Genomic DNA, 15480 nt, shown 5'->3' on the forward strand with positions numbered 1-15480 from the left:
TGCAGACAGATGGCCACACCATGGGGACATCGTGAACGCCGGGCGGAATGTGCGGGAGGCCGCTCCTTTTCCCCGCAACCGACATGCCGCTCGTGCTTGAGTTGGACGACGAAGGCGTGGGCATACGGCGCACTTCCCGTTGCTCCAACACCAAAAGGTTCTCGTTCGCGGGAGCAAGCCCCCGTGTCCTCGCCGGTCAAACGGCTCTCCTACACTGCCCTGGTCCTCAATGTGATCGGAGCACGACATGAAACGCCTCCTTCTTGTTGCAGTTGCCGCTTTGGCGCTCGCCGGCTGCGCGCAGAACTTCGACCAGGGCCCTGAAGGGCGAGTTACCGACAAGGTCAAGAGCGGGAAGAAGTTCTACCTGGTTGTCGAACCGGCCAAGGGAGGCGAGGAGAAGAAGTTCCGGGTCAGCAAGTACGACTACCACGACTGCAATCGGGGGTCGAAGTACCCCAAGTGCGTCGACGATTAAGAGTGCGCCCTACGCGGTGAGGTGAATCTTGACCCGGTACGGCGCGTGGCACGTGGAGTTGGATTGCGCCGGAGGGCTTGGTACTCCCGTTGCAGTTCGCTATCGCCACTGGTGTGTCCGGTGGGCCTGGAAGACTCACCAGACAGGCACCTGTGACCCCCATCGTGCGTCGCCGGTCGCCGTACCGCTGCTATGCCGGCCTTACGGCGCTGTGGACGGGCGCCTCCCCAACGGCCGAGATCGGCTCCTCGCGGACGACGCGTCCAGGGGCGGGTGCATGGATCACCGTCCCGTCACCGGTGAACAGGCCCACGTGGTGGGCGTCGGCGTGGAAGAAGACCAGATCGCCCGGCAGGAGGCTGCTGAGTGACACCGGTCTCCCGGCAAATGCCTGGTCCTGGGCGGCGCGCGGGAGATCGACGCCGACGGTTCTCCACGCCGCCTGGGTAAGGCTGGAGCAGTCGTACGAGTCGGGGCCGGTCGCACCCCAGACGCAGGGCTTGCCGGTCTGAGCGCGGGCGAAGGCGACCGCCGCCAGGCCTCTGCCGCCGGGGGCAGGGACAGGCTCCGGGAGCAGGCTCTCGGTCGGCGCCCCTTCACTGATGGGTACGTTGACGGGCGGCAGTGTGGCCGGCGGTGCTGCCGGAAGTGTTGCCCCGCCGACGCCCTGCTGTGACAGCGGCTCAGTCGCCGGGAGAGGGAGGAACTGCGGCTGCTCAGGCGGCGCCGCCACCGCCGTTGTCAACATCGCTGGTGCTGTTGCGGCCGGTGGGGCATCGAGGGCGAGAGTTGGTCCCGCGGTGGACCCTGCCGGGGCGAGGGGCGACTGAGGTGCGGGTGAGGGTGCGGCCGGCAACTCCGGTATGGAGCGGGGGGATTCCAACTGCTTGGGCGGAACCGCGGGACCGGCCGGCCGACCTTCCGTCAGTTGCGTGGAAGGGGTCATGGGCGGCGGCGGTGGCATCCGGTCGGGCGGCAGGACGGCTCGAACGGTCGGACCCAGTAACGTGCGGCCGGCGTCGAACCACTGCTGGGTGATGGCGTCTACGCCGGCGGCGGAATCCCGGCGCGTCCCCCTGCCGGCCGGAGCGATGCGGTCGAATGACCTTGCGGCCCTGGCGCGGGTCGCGTTGAAGGTCTCGGTGGCGGACTCGGCGTGGTCGTAGAGGCTGTTGACCCGCTGCCTGACCTCGTCACGGCTGGGTTCGCTGCCCGCCAGCTCCATGTTTCGCTCCGGCGCCATCGAAACGTTCTCCTCCGCACTCCGCTGTCGGTGCTGCCACCGCTGTTACTGCCATTGCAGTTGAGCAGGCGTATGCCAACCCAACCGAAATTGTGTTTGGACTGTAAAAGTTTAATGGAGTCGTAGCCGCACTCGCGTTGGCTGCCTCAGCATGGGCCGAGCCGGAGCTCCCGGCCCTGCCAGCGTTTCCTCAGCCACCGGTCGTGACTGGCCACGACGATCGCGCCGGGGCCGGTCCCGAGGGCCTCCTCCAACTCGTCGCACAGCCGGGGCGAGAGATGGTTGGTGGGCTCGTCGAGCAGCAGGAGCGCGGGTGGGTGCGCGACCAGCAGCGCCAGGGCGAGGCGGCGCCGCTGACCGACGGACAGGTGACCGACTGTCTTGTCCAGGTCCGCCTCGTGCATCAGGCCCAGCGAGTCCAACGGCACGGCCTCCGCCCGTTCGGCGCCGAGCGAGAGTTCGTAGGTGTCCCGGACCGTTCGCTCCGGCCGGTCGAACACGCTGTCCTGGGCCAGCAGCCCCACCGTCAGCCCGCGCCGCCGCCGTACCTCGCCCTGTACGGCGATCCGCCCGGCGAGCACGGTCAGCAGCGTTGATTTCCCTGCCCCGTTGCCCCCTGTGACGAGCAGCCGTTCCGTCGCCGACACATCGAGACGCCCGACGGCCAGGCGCCCCGGGACCCGGGCGTCGCGCAGCGCGACCAGGTTGCCGTCCGCCGACTCCTTCGCGAGCGCGGTGCGTTGGAAGTACAGCGGCCCCGGCGGGGCACCGACCTGGGTGCGCTCCAGTTCCTCCAGCCTGCGGGTGGCGTTGCGCACCCGGCGTGAGATCTGGTTCTGCACCCGGCCGCCCCTGTGGCCGTACCCCATCTTCTCGTTGTCCCTCCGCTCACGGTTCGGGGCGACGACATGGGCGGTGACGGCGGCCGAGTAGCGCAGCGCAGCGAGCTCCTGCTGCTCCTCGGCGTAGCGCCGCTCCCAGCGTTCCCGTTCGGCGTTCTTCTCCGACAGGTAGGCGCTGTAGTTGCCGCCGTAGCGGACCGGGCCGTCCACGGCCGGGTCGAGGTCGATCAGGTCGGTGCAGACGGCGTCGAGAAAGGCCCGGTCATGGCTGGCCAGCACCACGACGCCGGGCAATCCGCGCACCTGCTCCTCCAGGAAGGCGGCGGCATCGTCGTCGAGGTGGTTGGTCGGCTCGTCCAGCAGAAGCGCCGAGGGCCGCCGGACCAGCAGGGCGGCCAGCGCGAGCCGGCCGCGCTGGCCGCCGGAGAGCGACCCGAGGGTGCGGTCGTGCGCGACCGCGCCGAGACCGAGCCCGTCGAGGACGAGCGCGGCCCGCCGGTCGGCGTCCCAAGCTTCGCGCTCCTCGGCCTGCTCCAGCCGCCCGCCGTACGCCTCCAGCAACGCCGCGTAGGCGGGGGAGTCCTGCGGGGTACGGGCGAGTTCCCCGGAGAGTCGTTCCAGCTCGACGAGGTCCTCGCGTGCCTCGCGCAGGGCGTCGTCCAGGACGTCGGCGATGGCGGCCTCGGCGTCGAACGGCATCTCCTGGTGGAGGAAGCCCAGGTCGGCCGGGCGCTCGACCCGCCCGGCATCGGGTTCGTCCACCCCGGCGAGCAGACGCAGCAGAGTCGACTTGCCGACGCCGTTCTCCCCGATCAGCCCGATGCGGTGCCCGGGGGAGGCGACGAGGGAGACACCGTCGAGCACCCGCCTGCTGCCGAGGGTGCGGACGAGGTCATGGGCGAGCAGGGGTGGTTGCGGCATGGTGATCCGTCTCATGTGATCGGTGCTCGGCCCGCCGGTGACACACCTCGGCGCGGGCCCGGTCGAAACGTGCCGGCCCTTCACCGCTGAGGTGCTCCCGTCTCGGTGAGTTCGCCATCGGCCAGTCGCAGCCACCGGCCGACACCGATCTCCGTCAGGAACCGCTCGTCATGGCTCACCACCACGAAAGCCCCCCGGTAGGAGCCCAGGGCGCTCTCCAACTGCCCCGCGCTCACCAGGTCCAGGTTGTTCGTCGGCTCGTCAAGGAGCAGCAACTGGGGGGCCGGTTCGGCACACAGGACACAGGCCAGGGACGCCCGGAGCCGCTCGCCGCCGGAGAGGACCCCGACCGGCAGATGCGCCCGCGCACCGCGGAAGAGGAATCGGGCGAGCAGGTTCATCCGCTCGGCCTCCGGCCGCCCAGGGGCGAACGCGGCGAAGTTCTCCGCGACCGTACGGTTCAGATCCAGCACGTCCAGCCGCTGCGAGAGGTAGGCGATCTGCCCGTCGGCGCGCTTGATCTCGCCGCTGTCCATCGTCAGGTCGCCGTTGATCAGCCGCAGCAGCGTGCTCTTGCCCGCTCCGTTGGCCCCGGTGAGCGCGATGCGTTCCGGCCCCCGGATCGTCAGATCGACACCCTGGCCGGCGAACACGGCCCGCCCGCCGTGCCGGACCTGCATGGCCTCGCCGAGGAAGAGGGTGCGCCCCGCGGGCACGTCGGTGTCCGGAAGGTCCAGCGTGATGCGCTGTTCGTCGCGCAGCGCACGCGCCGCCTCGTCCAGCCGGGCCTTGGCCTCGCCGACCCGGGAGGCGTGCATCTGTCCCGCCCGCCCCGCGGACTCCTGGGCTCCGCGCTTCATGTTGCCCGCGAAGATGCGCGGCAGACCGGCGCTCTTGAGATTGCGGGCGGCGTTCCCGGCGCGGCGCTCGGCGCGTTCACGGGCCTGCTGCATCTCCCGCTTCTCCCGCTTCAGCTCCTGCTCGGCATTGCGGACGTTCTTCTCGGCAACGTCCTGCTCGGCCCGCACCGCCTCCTCGTACTCGGTGAAGTTGCCGCCGTAGAAACGCAGTTCATCGCTGCCGAGTTCGGCGATGCGCTCCATACGGTCGAGCAGGGCCCGGTCATGGCTGACGAGCAGCAGGCAGCCGTTGAAGTCCTCCAGCACGTCGTAGAGCTTGTGGCGCGCGTCGAGATCGAGATTGTTGGTGGGCTCGTCGAGCAGCAGCACGTCGGGCCGCTTCAGCAGTTGGGCCGCGAGTCCGAGGGAGACGACCTGACCGCCGCTGAGCGTGCTCAGACTGCGGTCCAGGGTGAGGTCGGTCAGGCCGAGGCGGTCGAGCTGGGCGCGGGTGCGTTCCTCGATGTCCCAGTCGTCGCCGATGGTCGTGAAGTGTTTCTCGTCGACGTCGCCGGACTCCACGGCGTCGATGGCCCGGATCACGGCGGCGACGCCCAGTACCTCGGCCACCGTGAGTTCGCCGGTGAGGGGGAGGGTCTGGGGGAGATGGCCGAGGGTGCCGACCACCGAGACGGACCCGGCGCCGGGCCGGAGCTCGCCGGCGATCAGCTTGAGCAGGGTGCTCTTGCCGGAGCCGTTCGGAGCCACCAGTCCCGTACGACCGGTGCTCACGGTCAGCGACAGGTCCTGGAAGACCGGTGTGTCGTCGGGCCAGGTGAAGGAGATGTTCGAGCAGACGACGGCAGCATCGGACATGGGGTGACCTCGTGTGATGGGAGGGGGCAGGAAGAGACGTCTGCCCCGGGCAGAGTGGGAGAGGAAACGACGGCGAGGCCACTTCGGCAGTGCTCTTCTGCACCTGCCGGTGGCCGCTCACATCCGGGTATCACCCGCAGATGTCGTCGTCACCCACCATGTCTGCCGCTCCTCGGTACACGATTACGTCCGCCGTAGCGTAGCAGCAGGTTCGCGGGCGGGGCCTGCCGCCCGCGAGGGCTGTTGAGGCGGGCCGGAAGTCCCCGGGCGGCTGGACCGTGTGACTGCTCAGCTCGGGCTGTGGTCGCCGTACGCGGTGACGGACAGGAAGCGGATCGGGAGTTCCACCAGCTCCTGTGGGCCGTGCGTGCCCTCGCCGTCGAGCTGGAGGGCGTCGCCGGGGCGCATCGTGTAGCTGGCCTCGCCGTGTCCGTACACCATCTCGCCCTCCAGCATGTAGATCAGCTCGGTGCCGGGGTGCTGGAAGAGGGGGAAGACCTCACTGGATTCGGTAAGAGTCACCAGGACGGCTTCCATGCGCTTGTGTGGTCCGCGCAGGGCGCCGAGGAGCTCGTAGACGTGGCCCACGCGGCTGCCGCGACGCGCGATACGCGCGCCCTGCCCGGCCTGCACGTATACGGCTTCACGTTCGGTGTCGACGCCGCGGAACAGTGCCGAGACCGGGATGCCGAGCCCGGTCGCGAGGCGTCCGAGCGTGGTGAGGCTGCACGACGTCTGAGCGTTCTCGATCTTGGAGAGCATGGCTTTGGAAATGCCGACGCGCGTGGCCATCTCCGCAACCGACAGGCCCGCCGCGGTGCGGTACTCGCGTACCTGCCGGGCGATGACGGATTCGAGTTCCAGCCTGCGAGCCGCCTCACCGGGATCCACCTCGCGGTCCGGCAAGGCGGCGGCACGGGCATGCAGTTCCGGATCCATGGCCATGACAGCCATTCTGCCCCACTGGACGTCGTCTCCTGCCAGGAGACGACCCGAGCCGGGCGGCGGCCCTCAGCGCCTCGACCCGCGCACTCGGGGTGGCCGGGCAGGCCGACCTCGTCTGGGGGCATCTCTCCCTGCGGGACCCGGACGGTCGCGGCGTCTGGATGAAAGCCTCGGGACGGGGCTTCGAGGAGGTCACACCGCGGCGCACTCTTCTCGTCTCGCCCGAAGGGGAAGCACTTGCCGGGCAGGGGCGCCCTCATCTGGAGTACCCCATCCACACGGAGATCATGGCCGTACGCCCGGACGTCGGCGCCGTGGTCCACACCCATGGACCCGCAGCCGTGACGTTCGCCTCCCTGGGCGTCCCCCTCCTGCCGCTCTCCCATGACGCCGTGCCCTTCGTCGATCCGGACGTACCCCGCCATCCGTCGGGGAGGCTCATCAGCGATCGCGGACTCGGCGCACGGCTGACAGCATCGTTGGGTGACGGCGCCGGGTGCCTGATGGTGAGTCATGGCCTGGTCACGGTCGGGTCCGATCTCGCCTCGGCGGTGATGCACGCCGTCCTGCTGGAGCGCGCCTGCGCGATCCAGCTGCGCGCGCTGGCGGCGGGCGGGCCGACGACCTGGTCCGATGTCGACGAGGTGGCGCAGAAGCGGGCGGAGACCTGGTCCGTCCGGCAGCTCAGCGCCGGATACGCCTATCTGTGCCGAAAGGCCTTCCCCTCAGGGGTCGGTCGCTTCTCTCCCGAGGCACCGATCCCCACGGAATGAGAGTGCTCCGCCATGAACACAGGCGTACACACGTCGACACCGACCGGCGCAGTGCCCGCTTCCGCCCGGGCCGGCGCCGGACGGCGGGTGCTCACGGTGATCGGCCCCGCCTTCGTGGCGGCCGTCGCCTACATCGATCCGGGCAACTTCGCGACCAACGTGGAGAGCGGGACACGCTTCGGCTTCCTGCTGCTGTGGGTGGTCCTCGCGGCCAACGTGGTCGCGATGCTCCTGCAGTACCTCTCCGCCAAGCTGGGCACGGCCACGGGCCGTAACCTGCCCGAGCTGTGCCGCGACCACTACCCCCGCCCGGTCGTCTGGGGGCTGTGGTTCCAGGCGGAGACCGTGGTGATCATGACGGACCTGGCCGAGCTCATCGGCGGTGCCGTCGCGCTCAACCTGCTCTTCGGCGTTCCCGCCCTGCAGGGCGGTCTGCTGATCGCCGCCGCGTCGTTCGTCCTGCTGGCCGTCCGCACGGCCGGGCAGCGGCGGTTCGAGGCGGTGATCACGGCCATGCTGGCCGTGGTGACGGGCGCCTTCTTCTACCAGACCCTCCAGGCCGATGTCCCGCCGGCGGATCTGGCCGCGGGCCTGGTACCCCGTTTCGACGGGAGTGCGAGCCTGCTGCTGGCCGCCGGGATCGTCGGCGCGACGGTCATGCCGCACGCCATCTACCTGCACTCCGCCCTGACCCAGGAGCGCTTCGCCACGGGCCATGGTCTCTCCCGGCGAGCGCTGCTCCGCGCCCAGCGGCTGGACGTCGTCCTGGCGATGGGGATCGCGGGCCTCGCCAACATCGCCATGCTGGTCGCCGCCGCGACCATGCTGCACGGCTCCGGCGCCGAACCGACTCTCCAGGGCGCCCACACCCAGTTCGCCATCGGCGCGGGCCCCCTGGTCGCGACGCTGTTCGCCGTCGCCCTCCTGGCCTCGGGACTGGCCTCGTCCAGCGTCGGCATCTACACGGGCCAGGTCGTCATGCAGGGCTTTCTGCGGCGCAGGATCCCGTTGTACCTGCGCAGGAGTCTGGCGGTTGTGCCCGCCCTGGCGGTCCTGGCCCTCGGGGTGGACCCTTCCCGAGCCCCGGTGCTCAGCCAGGTGACGCTCTCCTTCGGCATCCCCTTCGCACTGATCCCGCTCCTTCTCCTCAGCCGCCGGCCGGACGTCATGGGCAACTGGGTGAACCGCCCGCTCACCACCGCGCTCGCGGGCGGCGCGACCCTGGTCCTCGTCGCCCTCAACGCCCTGCTGATCCTCCTGGCGTTCGGCTCCGGCGGCTGAGGGCCGAGAAGGAACTCAGCGCCTCCCGCTGAGGGCGAAGCGCGGCTCCGGATCCGTGACGCCCACGGCCAGGTCCGTGGTCATCTCCCCGATGAGGGGCGCGAACTTGGCACCATGGCCCGAGCAGGGTGAGCAGATCACGAGAGCACCGCGGCGGTCGAGGACGAAGTCCTCGTCGGGCGTGGAGGTGTAGAGGCACGTCGTCTCGTTGAAGGGCTCCGGCACCAGCCCGGGCAGCCACTCCCGTACATAGGCGGTGATCCGCTTACGCGCCCTGGGATCGACCCGGCCGCTGCGGGTGTCCGCGCTCGTGGTGGGGCCCGCGTCGTGCTCGGCGATCTTGCGGCCGCCGAGGGGACCGCCGTCGCGCCCGCCGGGCAGACTGTACGTGGACAGCGCGTCCTTGTGCACGACGACGGGCCACGGCGCGGCCGCCGGGTCGAGGCGGGGGAAGTGGAAGGCCTGCTGCTGGGTGACGGTCAGTTCGGGCAGCGGGACGAGGCCGCCGAGCAGGTCGGCCACCCAGGCTCCCGCGGCGACGACGGCACGGCGGGCGGTCACCATGTCCCCATCCGTCGTTTCCAGCCGTACCCGCTCCTCACCGAGGGGCGTGATCCGTCGTACGGCCGTGTGGTACCGGACGTCCGCACCGCGGGCGGCGGCCCGTTCCGCGAAGGCGGTCACGGCTGCGGCCGCGTCGACCGCGCCGGCCTCGGGGTGGAAGAGGACAGGGCCGTCGAAACGCAACCCGGGCCACCGCCGCTCCGCCTCCTCGGCCGGGAGCAGCTCGTGCGGTACGGCCACCGCGGCGAGCGTGGCGGCGATGCGTTCCGGGTCGCGCAGCCGTCCGTGGTCGATGCCGCCCACGATCCGCAGCAGGTGCTCACCGGAGTCGGCCTCCAGCTCGCGCCAGAGCTCCATGGCGCGTCCGGTCATGCGGGCGTACATCGGGTCCGGGTAGGCGCGGCGCACGATGCGAGCGCTGCCGTGCGAGCTGCCCTTGTCGTGACCGGCGCCGAACTGCTCCAGAACCACGACCGACTGCCCGCGCCGGGTGGCAGCCCACGCCGTCGCCGCCCCCATCAGTCCCGCCCCGACGACCGCGATGTCGACGTCGGCCGTCACCGCACGGCCCCCGGAATCCAGTCGGTTCCCGCGAGCGGGACGCGGGCCATGGCGGCCGCCTCGATGGTGAGCGCGACCAGATCCTCCGGCTCCAGGTGCGTCAGATGGGCCTTGCCGCAGGCGCGGGCGATGGTCTGCGCCTCCATGGTCATCACACGGATGAAGTTGGCGAGCCTGCGGCCGCCTTCGACGGGGTCGAGGCGGGTGGACAGCTCCGGGTCCTGGGTGGTGATGCCGGCCGGGTCGCGGCCGTCCTGGTAGTCGTCGTAGTACCCGGCGGCGGAGCCGAGTGCGCGGTACTCGGCGTCGTACTGGGGATGGTTGTCGCCGAGCGCGATCAGCGCCGCCGTGCCGATGGCCACCGCGTCCGCACCCAGCGCCATCGCCTTGGCGAGGTCGGCGCCGCCCCGGATCCCGCCGGAGACGATCAGCTGCACCTCCCGGTGTACGCCCAACTCCTGCAGCGCCTGCACGGCCTGGGGGATCGCGGCGAGCGTGGGGATGCCGACGTGCTCGATGAACACGTCCTGGGTGGCCGCGGTGCCGCCCTGCATGCCGTCGAGCACGACGACGTCCGCTCCGGCCTGCACGGCGAGCTTCACGTCGTAGTACGTGCGCGTCGCACCGATCTTGACGTAGACCGGCTTCTCCCAGTCGGTGATCTCCCGCAGCTCCCGGATCTTGATCTCCAGGTCGTCGGGGCCGGTCCAGTCGGGGTGGCGGCAGGCGCTGCGCTGGTCGATGCCGACGGGCAACGTCCGCATGCCGGCGACCCGTTCGGTGATCTTCTGCCCGAGGAGCATGCCTCCGCCACCCGGCTTGGCGCCCTGACCGAGCACGACCTCGATGGCGTCGGCGGCGCGCAGATCGTCGGGGTTCATGCCGTAGCGGGACGGCAGGTACTGGTAGACGAGGTGCTTGGACTGGCCGCGCTCCTCCGGGGTCATGCCGCCGTCGCCGGTCGTCGTGGACGTGCCGGCCTCCGAGGCACCCCGCCCCAGCGCCTCCTTGGCCCGGGCGGACAGGGCGCCGAAGCTCATGCCCGCGATGGTGACCGGGGTGTCGAGGCGCAGCGGGCAGGCGGCGTTGCGGCTGCCGAGGACGACATCGGTGCCGCAGCGCTCGCGGTAACCCTCCAGCGGATAGCGGGACATGGAGGCGCCGAGGAAGAGCAGGTCGTCGAAGTGGGGGACACGGCGCTTGGCGCCCCAGCCCCGGATGTCGTAGATGCCGGTCTCGGCGGCGCGCTGGATGGCGTGGATGGTGGCGCGGTCGAAGGTCGCCGACTCGCGCAGGCCCTGGGATGCGAAGTCCATGGCAGTGACTCCCTTAGTACGACGTCGAGTTGTCGACCTTGAAGTGGTACAGGTTGCGGGCGGAGCCGTACCGTCGGAAGTCGGCGGGCGCGTCGTCCCGCTCGGCGGCCTTCAGCAACTCGGCCAGTTCGGCGAGGTGTTCGGCCCGCATCTCCTTCTCCACGCAGTCCGCGCCCAGGGACTTGACCTTGCCCTTGACGTAGATGCGCGCCTCGTACAGGGAGTCGCCGAGCGCGTCGCCCGCGTCGCCGCACACCACCAGGCGGCCCGCCTGGCCCATGAAGGCGCTCATGTGTCCCACGTTGCCGCCGACGACGATGTCCACGCCCTTCATGGAGATTCCGCAGCGGGCGGACGCGTCCCCGTCGATCACGAGCAGACCGCCGTGGGCCGTCGCCCCCGCGGACTGGGAGGCGCTGCCGCGCACCCGGACCGTCCCGGACATCATGTTCTCGGCGACGCCCGTACCGGCGTTCCCGTGGATGGTGACGGTGGCGCGCTGGTTCATGCCCGCCCCGTAGTAGCCCACCGGACCGCCGATCACCACGTCGAGGTCCTCGGTGAGACCGACGGCGACGTTGTGGGCGCCGTCCGGGTGCTCGATCCGCCACGATGTGCCCGGACCCGCCTGGTGCAGGACGCGGTTGAGGTCGCGCACCGAGTCGTGCGCGAGGTCGATGACGGTGGGGGTGGTCAGCGCTGCCACGTGTGGACCTCCTCGGGCTCGGGCTCGAAGACGCGGGCGGACTCGATGCCCGGCAGCCCGGCGAAGTAGCGGTACTCGGAGGCCATCGCCACCCACGCGTCGGTCTCGGCGACCACGGCGGGCTTGCAGGCGATCGCGTCCCGGACGACGGCGAAGGTGTCACCGGTCGTCACCAGCAGGGTGTAGAAGCCGTCGAACCGCTCGCACAGCAGCCGCAGCGACTTCTCCAGGTCGTGCCCCTGGGCGAGCTGGTGCGCGACGAAGCGGGCGCCCACCTCGGAGTCGTTCTCGCTGTCGAAGCCGATGCCTTCGGCGCGCAGCTCGCGGCGGATGGTGGCGTGGTTGGCGAAGGAGCCGTTGTGGACGAGGCAGACGTTCTCGTCGACGGAGAACGGGTGCGCCCCTTCCGGCGTGACCGCGGACTCGGTGGCCATACGGGTGTGGGCGATGCCCTGGTGTCCGCTCGCCGCCCGCAGGCCGAACTCCTCGGCCAGCGCGTCGGGGTGGCCGACGCCCTTGAGGACGGCCAGGCCGGTGCCGCGCCCGGTGACGACCGCCGAGGGAAAGGCGTCGCGCACGGCCCGTTCCAGGTCGGACACGGTGAGAGCGGGGGAGTGGACGACGGTGCTCTGACTGACGGTGACGGCGGCGGAGCCTCGACCGACGCGCGCTGCGACCTCGTCGGCGGACACGTCCGGCGCGAGCAGGCTCACCGTCGCGTGCCCGGGCGGCGTGAGCCGGGAGTCGCCGTACAGGGCGACGCCGGCCGAGTCGGGGCCGCGCTCGGCGGCCTGGTGAAGCATTCCGGTGAGCAGTTCGCCGAGCCTCGGCTCCAGCGAGGGGTCGCGCACCTGGAGTCCTGCGATGCCGCACATGGGCATGACCTCCAAAACGTACGTAGAGGGGCTGTCAGACGGCCGTGAGGTACCGGTCGATCTCCCACGGGGAGACGGTGTTGTGCCAGCTGTAGAACTCCTCGCGTTTCAACTCCGCGTAGTAGTCGCTGACTCCGGCCGACGCGTCGACGAGGTCCAGCACCCCGCGGACGACGTCGTCGCCCTCCAGCGCGTGCACCGCGTCCAGGAGCGTGCGCGGCAGCCGCGGCCCGCCGTTCGTGACGCCCGGCTCACCCGGTTCCAGTGCCCTGGCGATCCCGTCCAGCCCGGCGGCGAGTGCGCCGGCCGCCGCGAGATAGGAGTTCGCCGAGCCGTCGCCGCCGCGCAGCTCGACTCGGTGGGTGTCGGGGACGCGCAGGAAGTGCGTACGGTCGTTGCCGCCCCAACTCGCCGTACGCGGGGCCCAGGTGGCGCCCGAGGCGGTCGTGGTGGCCCCGGTGCGCTTGTACGAGTTCACGGTGGGCGCGATCAACGCGTGCAGTGCGGGCGCGTGAGCGAGCAGACCGGCGGTGAAGCCGTAGGCCTGCGCGCTGAACCCCATTCCGTACGCGTCCTGCTCACCGGCCCCCGCCGGGAACAGCGCACGCTCACCGTCCCAGAGCGACAGGTGCAGGTGCAGTCCGCTGCCGGTGCGGTCGGTGAACGGCTTCGGCATGAACGTGGCCGTCATCCCGCGCTGTTCGGCCAGCACCTGCACGATGTACCGCAGCGTCACCACACGGTCGGCGGTGGTCAGCGCGTCCGCGTGGTGGAAGTTCTGCTCGAACTGCCCGTTGCCGTCCTCGTGGTCGCTCGCGTACGGCCCCCAGCCGAGCTGCACCATCGCGTCGGACACGGCGGTCAGGTGCTCGTACATCCGGGTCAGCCCGCGTGCGTCGTAGCAGGGTTGGGCGGCGTCGTCGAGACGGTCGGCCGTGGTGAGGGTGCCGTCGGCGCCGCGCTGCACGAGGAAGTACTCCACCTCGGCGCCGCTGACCAGCCCGGTGCCCTGGGCCGCCGCCTTCTCGGCGAGCGTGCGCAGGATGACCCGGGGCGCGAAGGCGTAGGGGCGCCCTTCGACGTACGGATCGCAGTGCACCATGCCCAGTCCGGGCCGGACGAAGGTGAGCGGAACGTAGGACGAGAGGTCCGGGATCGCCACCACGTCCGGGTCGCGCGGACGCTGACCCATGGCCCCGGCGGCGTATCCGGCGAAGCCCACGCCCTCGCCCTCCAGCGCGTCCGCGGCCTCGACGGGCACGAGCTTCGCACAGGGCTTGCCGGTCAGGGTGGTGAAGGTGGCGAGGAGGAACCGCACGCCGTCCGCCTTGGCCAGGGACGCGAGCGACTGCGTGGTGGAGAGGGCCGGTGCGGACTTCAGCGGAACGGACACGACGGCTCCCGAATCATAGATGCGTTTACTGTCATGACTCAAAGTCTCACTGTAGTAAACGCGTGTGACGTGTCGCACCGGTTGCCGTCCTGTAAACGGCGCTACGTCTACTGCTGTGCATGTGACCGATATCCTGTGCCCATGAGTGTGCGTGACGCAGGCCCCTTCGATCGGCGCAGTCTTCGCGAACGGTGCATTGCCTACCTACGCGATCAGATCGTTTCGGGGGCGCTGCAACCCGGTGAGCATGTCCGGGAGGTCCAGCTCAGCGACACTCTGGGGGTGAGCCGGGGAACCCTGCGGGAAGCTCTGCGCCCGCTGGAGGCCGAGGGCCTGCTCGTCAACGAGGGCAACGGGCGCATGCGGGTGCGCAAACTCAGCCCCCAGGAGATCGCCGAGGTCTTCGAAGTACGTACGGCGCTGGAGATCCTGGCAGCCACCAAACTCGCCGAAAGCCCGCGGCGTGCGGAGTACGCGGACGCGCTGGAGCAGAAGATCGGGCGGCTGCGGGAACCCGACCTCGGATTCAGCGAGCGCATCGAGACCGACCTCGGCTTCCACGCTCTGCTGTGCGAGTTGACGGGCAACGGCACGCTGAGTCGGTCGTGGCTCCAGCTGACCAGCCAGATCCGCATGATGATCATTGCCGCCGGTCCGGACCGGGCGGTCGGCAGGATGCGTTACGAGGAGCACCTGCCGATCGTCGCTGCCATCCGCACCGGGGACGCACAGGCCGTCCGGGAGACGCTCACCGGCCACATGGGTGACTTCACCCGCCGTTACGTCGGCGACGCGCACGCCCGGACGACCGGGGAGGCCTCAGCGCACGCTTCGTAGCGTGGCGAAGAAGACCCTCTTCGTTTCGGTGCTGACACCCCAGTTGACCGGCACGGCCTGGTAGCCGTTCTCGTAGTCACCGAGCGTCGGCTGCGGTGGGTCGGTGGTGACGGAACCCGGGTCGAAGTAGCCCCATGAGGCGCCGGCGGCCAGAGCCGCCTTCATGTGGTTGTCCGGCTTGTCGAAGTCGAAGTGGTCGTCCTCGTTGAACATGATGGGCTTGGGGGTGTAGCCCGGCGTGGCCTTGATCTCCTCCACCATCTCCCGCAGCCGGTCCGGTGCCGGGGTGCCGTTCCCGTGGATCAGGACGAAGTCCGCCTCGGTCACGACCCGTTCGGTGATGATGGGCGGGTGGGCGAGGAAACTCGTGCTCACGAGCAGCCTGCGGCCCTCGTACGTGACGGACTTGGCGAGTGCGATCAGTTCGTGGACGCGCTCGGCCTTGATCAGGCTGTGCTGGTAGTGCTTGTGCCAGTTCACCTCGTTGGCGATCTCCAGCAGTACATGCCGCCAGCCCGACCGGAGCACCCATGTGCAGACTTCGGTGACGGCCCGGTGGATGGCCGGTTCGTCGCGCAGCCGGTGATCCTGGCCGTGGTAGAAGACGTCCAGGATGACGACGAGTCCGAGCCGGTCGGCCTCCTCCAGGATCCTTCCCAGGCGCTCGCGGTACCCCTCCTGCAAGGCGCCCTCCGCCGTGAAACCGGCGTTGTCCCAGGGCTGTTCGGTGCTGTATCCCTGAGGACTGCCGCCCTGGACTCCGATGGTGAAGGCGTCGAGGCCGTCCGCCTTCCACTGCGGCATGGCGGCGAGGAACTCGCGGGTGTTGCGATCCGCGTCCCAGACCCCGGTGTCGGGGTACGCCCACCGGTGAACGGTCTCGGGGTTCGCGTCGTCGAACGCTCCGTTGATCATGCGGCTGTTCAGCAGCAGCCCGTCGAGCGGGATACCGTCGAGCGTACGACCCTGGTTGACGATCCGTCCGTCGACGACGAAGTCCGTTCCCCGGATCTCGATCGAGGTCATGTGG

The 15480-nt window shown here is 70.3% G+C and carries 14 protein-coding genes; 4 read left to right on the forward strand and 10 right to left on the reverse strand.

Translation table 11 applies throughout. From position 1 onward, the window contains the following. Positions 1 to 247: 247 nt before the first annotated feature. Positions 248 to 478: a lipoprotein gene (locus E0500_RS41700; protein ID WP_131560083.1), complete on the forward strand. Its 231-nt coding sequence runs from the start codon at positions 248 to 250 to the stop codon at positions 476 to 478. A gap of 190 nt (positions 479 to 668) precedes the next feature. Here E0500_RS41700 and E0500_RS41705 read toward each other — a convergent pair whose 3' ends face one another. The 4 genes from E0500_RS41705 to E0500_RS41720 form a co-directional block, all read right to left on the reverse strand. Next, entirely contained in the window at positions 669 to 1721 is a 1053-nt protein-coding gene (locus tag E0500_RS41705; protein WP_131560081.1) for a C40 family peptidase, read from the reverse strand. A gap of 146 nt (positions 1722 to 1867) precedes the next feature. Continuing rightward, complete coding sequence (locus E0500_RS41710) at positions 1868 to 3484, reverse strand: ABC-F family ATP-binding cassette domain-containing protein (RefSeq protein WP_131560140.1); 1617 nt, start codon at positions 3482 to 3484, stop codon at positions 1868 to 1870. An 80-nt stretch (positions 3485 to 3564) separates the two neighbouring features. Then, positions 3565 to 5199 carry a ribosomal protection-like ABC-F family protein gene (abc-f, locus tag E0500_RS41715; RefSeq protein WP_131560079.1) on the reverse strand — a complete coding sequence of 545 codons (1635 nt, stop codon included), beginning with the start codon at positions 5197 to 5199 and terminating at the stop codon, positions 3565 to 3567. 288 nt (positions 5200 to 5487) lie between these two features. Next, positions 5488 to 6144, reverse strand: a complete 657-nt coding sequence (locus tag E0500_RS41720) for an XRE family transcriptional regulator (protein ID WP_258573799.1) — start codon at positions 6142 to 6144, stop codon at positions 5488 to 5490. A gap of 32 nt (positions 6145 to 6176) precedes the next feature. Here E0500_RS41720 and E0500_RS41725 point away from each other — a divergent pair, with 32 nt between their 5' ends. Continuing rightward, positions 6177 to 6917 (forward strand): class II aldolase/adducin family protein, encoded by a 741-nt coding sequence (locus E0500_RS41725; RefSeq protein WP_131560075.1) that lies wholly within the window; start codon positions 6177 to 6179, stop codon positions 6915 to 6917. Between the two features lie 12 nt (positions 6918 to 6929). Further along, a complete protein-coding gene (locus E0500_RS41730) occupies positions 6930 to 8198 on the forward strand; it encodes an Nramp family divalent metal transporter (protein ID WP_131560073.1) in 1269 nt (422 codons plus the stop codon). Between the two features lie 15 nt (positions 8199 to 8213). Here the strand turns inward: E0500_RS41730 and E0500_RS41735 are convergent, their stop codons facing one another. From E0500_RS41735 to glnT, 5 genes are read right to left on the reverse strand one after another with little or no spacing between them, the layout of a single operon-like run. Next, positions 8214 to 9323: an FAD-dependent oxidoreductase gene (locus E0500_RS41735; protein WP_309505313.1), complete on the reverse strand. Its 1110-nt coding sequence runs from the start codon at positions 9321 to 9323 to the stop codon at positions 8214 to 8216. Continuing rightward, on the reverse strand, positions 9320 to 10639 hold the full coding sequence (locus E0500_RS41740; protein WP_131560072.1) for an FMN-binding glutamate synthase family protein: 1320 nt from the start codon (positions 10637 to 10639) through the stop codon (positions 9320 to 9322). The genes E0500_RS41735 and E0500_RS41740 overlap by 4 nt, the downstream gene beginning before the upstream one ends. Positions 10640 to 10652: 13 nt before the next feature. Next, positions 10653 to 11345 carry a glutamate synthase gene (locus tag E0500_RS41745; protein ID WP_131560070.1) on the reverse strand — a complete coding sequence of 231 codons (693 nt, stop codon included), beginning with the start codon at positions 11343 to 11345 and terminating at the stop codon, positions 10653 to 10655. After that, positions 11333 to 12220 (reverse strand): glutamine amidotransferase, encoded by an 888-nt coding sequence (locus tag E0500_RS41750; RefSeq protein ID WP_131560068.1) that lies wholly within the window; start codon positions 12218 to 12220, stop codon positions 11333 to 11335. Before E0500_RS41750 ends, E0500_RS41745 begins: the two co-directional genes overlap by 13 nt. Before the next feature lie 34 nt (positions 12221 to 12254). Continuing rightward, positions 12255 to 13613, reverse strand: a complete 1359-nt coding sequence (gene glnT / locus E0500_RS41755; protein WP_309505314.1) for a type III glutamate--ammonia ligase — start codon at positions 13611 to 13613, stop codon at positions 12255 to 12257. Positions 13614 to 13754: 141 nt separating this feature from the next. Here glnT and E0500_RS41760 point away from each other — a divergent pair, with 141 nt between their 5' ends. Then, complete coding sequence (locus tag E0500_RS41760) at positions 13755 to 14450, forward strand: GntR family transcriptional regulator (RefSeq protein ID WP_131560066.1); 696 nt, start codon at positions 13755 to 13757, stop codon at positions 14448 to 14450. On the opposite strand, the gene E0500_RS41765 is transcribed toward E0500_RS41760, so the two are convergent. Further along, positions 14433 to 15476: a hypothetical protein gene (locus E0500_RS41765; RefSeq protein WP_131560064.1), complete on the reverse strand. Its 1044-nt coding sequence runs from the start codon at positions 15474 to 15476 to the stop codon at positions 14433 to 14435. The genes E0500_RS41760 and E0500_RS41765 overlap by 18 nt on opposite strands. Between the last annotated feature and the right edge of the window lie 4 nt (positions 15477 to 15480).

Origin of the sequence: Streptomyces sp. KM273126, from assembly GCF_004337435.2 — a bacterium.
GTDB lineage: Bacteria > Actinomycetota > Actinomycetes > Streptomycetales > Streptomycetaceae > Streptomyces > Streptomyces acidicola.

Excerpts from the sequence above, each read along its gene's own strand:
- E0500_RS41700 (WP_131560083.1), top strand. The coding sequence starts at position 248 with ATGAAACGCCTCCTTCTTGTTGCAGTTGCCGCTTTGGCGCTCGCCGGC.
- E0500_RS41705 (WP_131560081.1), bottom strand. The coding sequence starts at position 1,721 with ATGGCGCCGGAGCGAAACATGGAGCTGGCGGGCAGCGAACCCAGCCGT.
- E0500_RS41710 (WP_131560140.1), bottom strand. The coding sequence starts at position 3,484 with ATGCCGCAACCACCCCTGCTCGCCCATGACCTCGTCCGCACCCTCGGC.
- abc-f (WP_131560079.1), bottom strand. The coding sequence starts at position 5,199 with ATGTCCGATGCTGCCGTCGTCTGCTCGAACATCTCCTTCACCTGGCCC.
- E0500_RS41720 (WP_258573799.1), bottom strand. The coding sequence starts at position 6,144 with ATGGCCATGGATCCGGAACTGCATGCCCGTGCCGCCGCCTTGCCGGAC.
- E0500_RS41730 (WP_131560073.1), top strand. The coding sequence starts at position 6,930 with ATGAACACAGGCGTACACACGTCGACACCGACCGGCGCAGTGCCCGCT.
- E0500_RS41740 (WP_131560072.1), bottom strand. The coding sequence starts at position 10,639 with ATGGACTTCGCATCCCAGGGCCTGCGCGAGTCGGCGACCTTCGACCGC.
- E0500_RS41750 (WP_131560068.1), bottom strand. The coding sequence starts at position 12,220 with ATGTGCGGCATCGCAGGACTCCAGGTGCGCGACCCCTCGCTGGAGCCG.
- E0500_RS41760 (WP_131560066.1), top strand. The coding sequence starts at position 13,755 with ATGAGTGTGCGTGACGCAGGCCCCTTCGATCGGCGCAGTCTTCGCGAA.
- E0500_RS41765 (WP_131560064.1), bottom strand. The coding sequence starts at position 15,476 with ATGACCTCGATCGAGATCCGGGGAACGGACTTCGTCGTCGACGGACGG.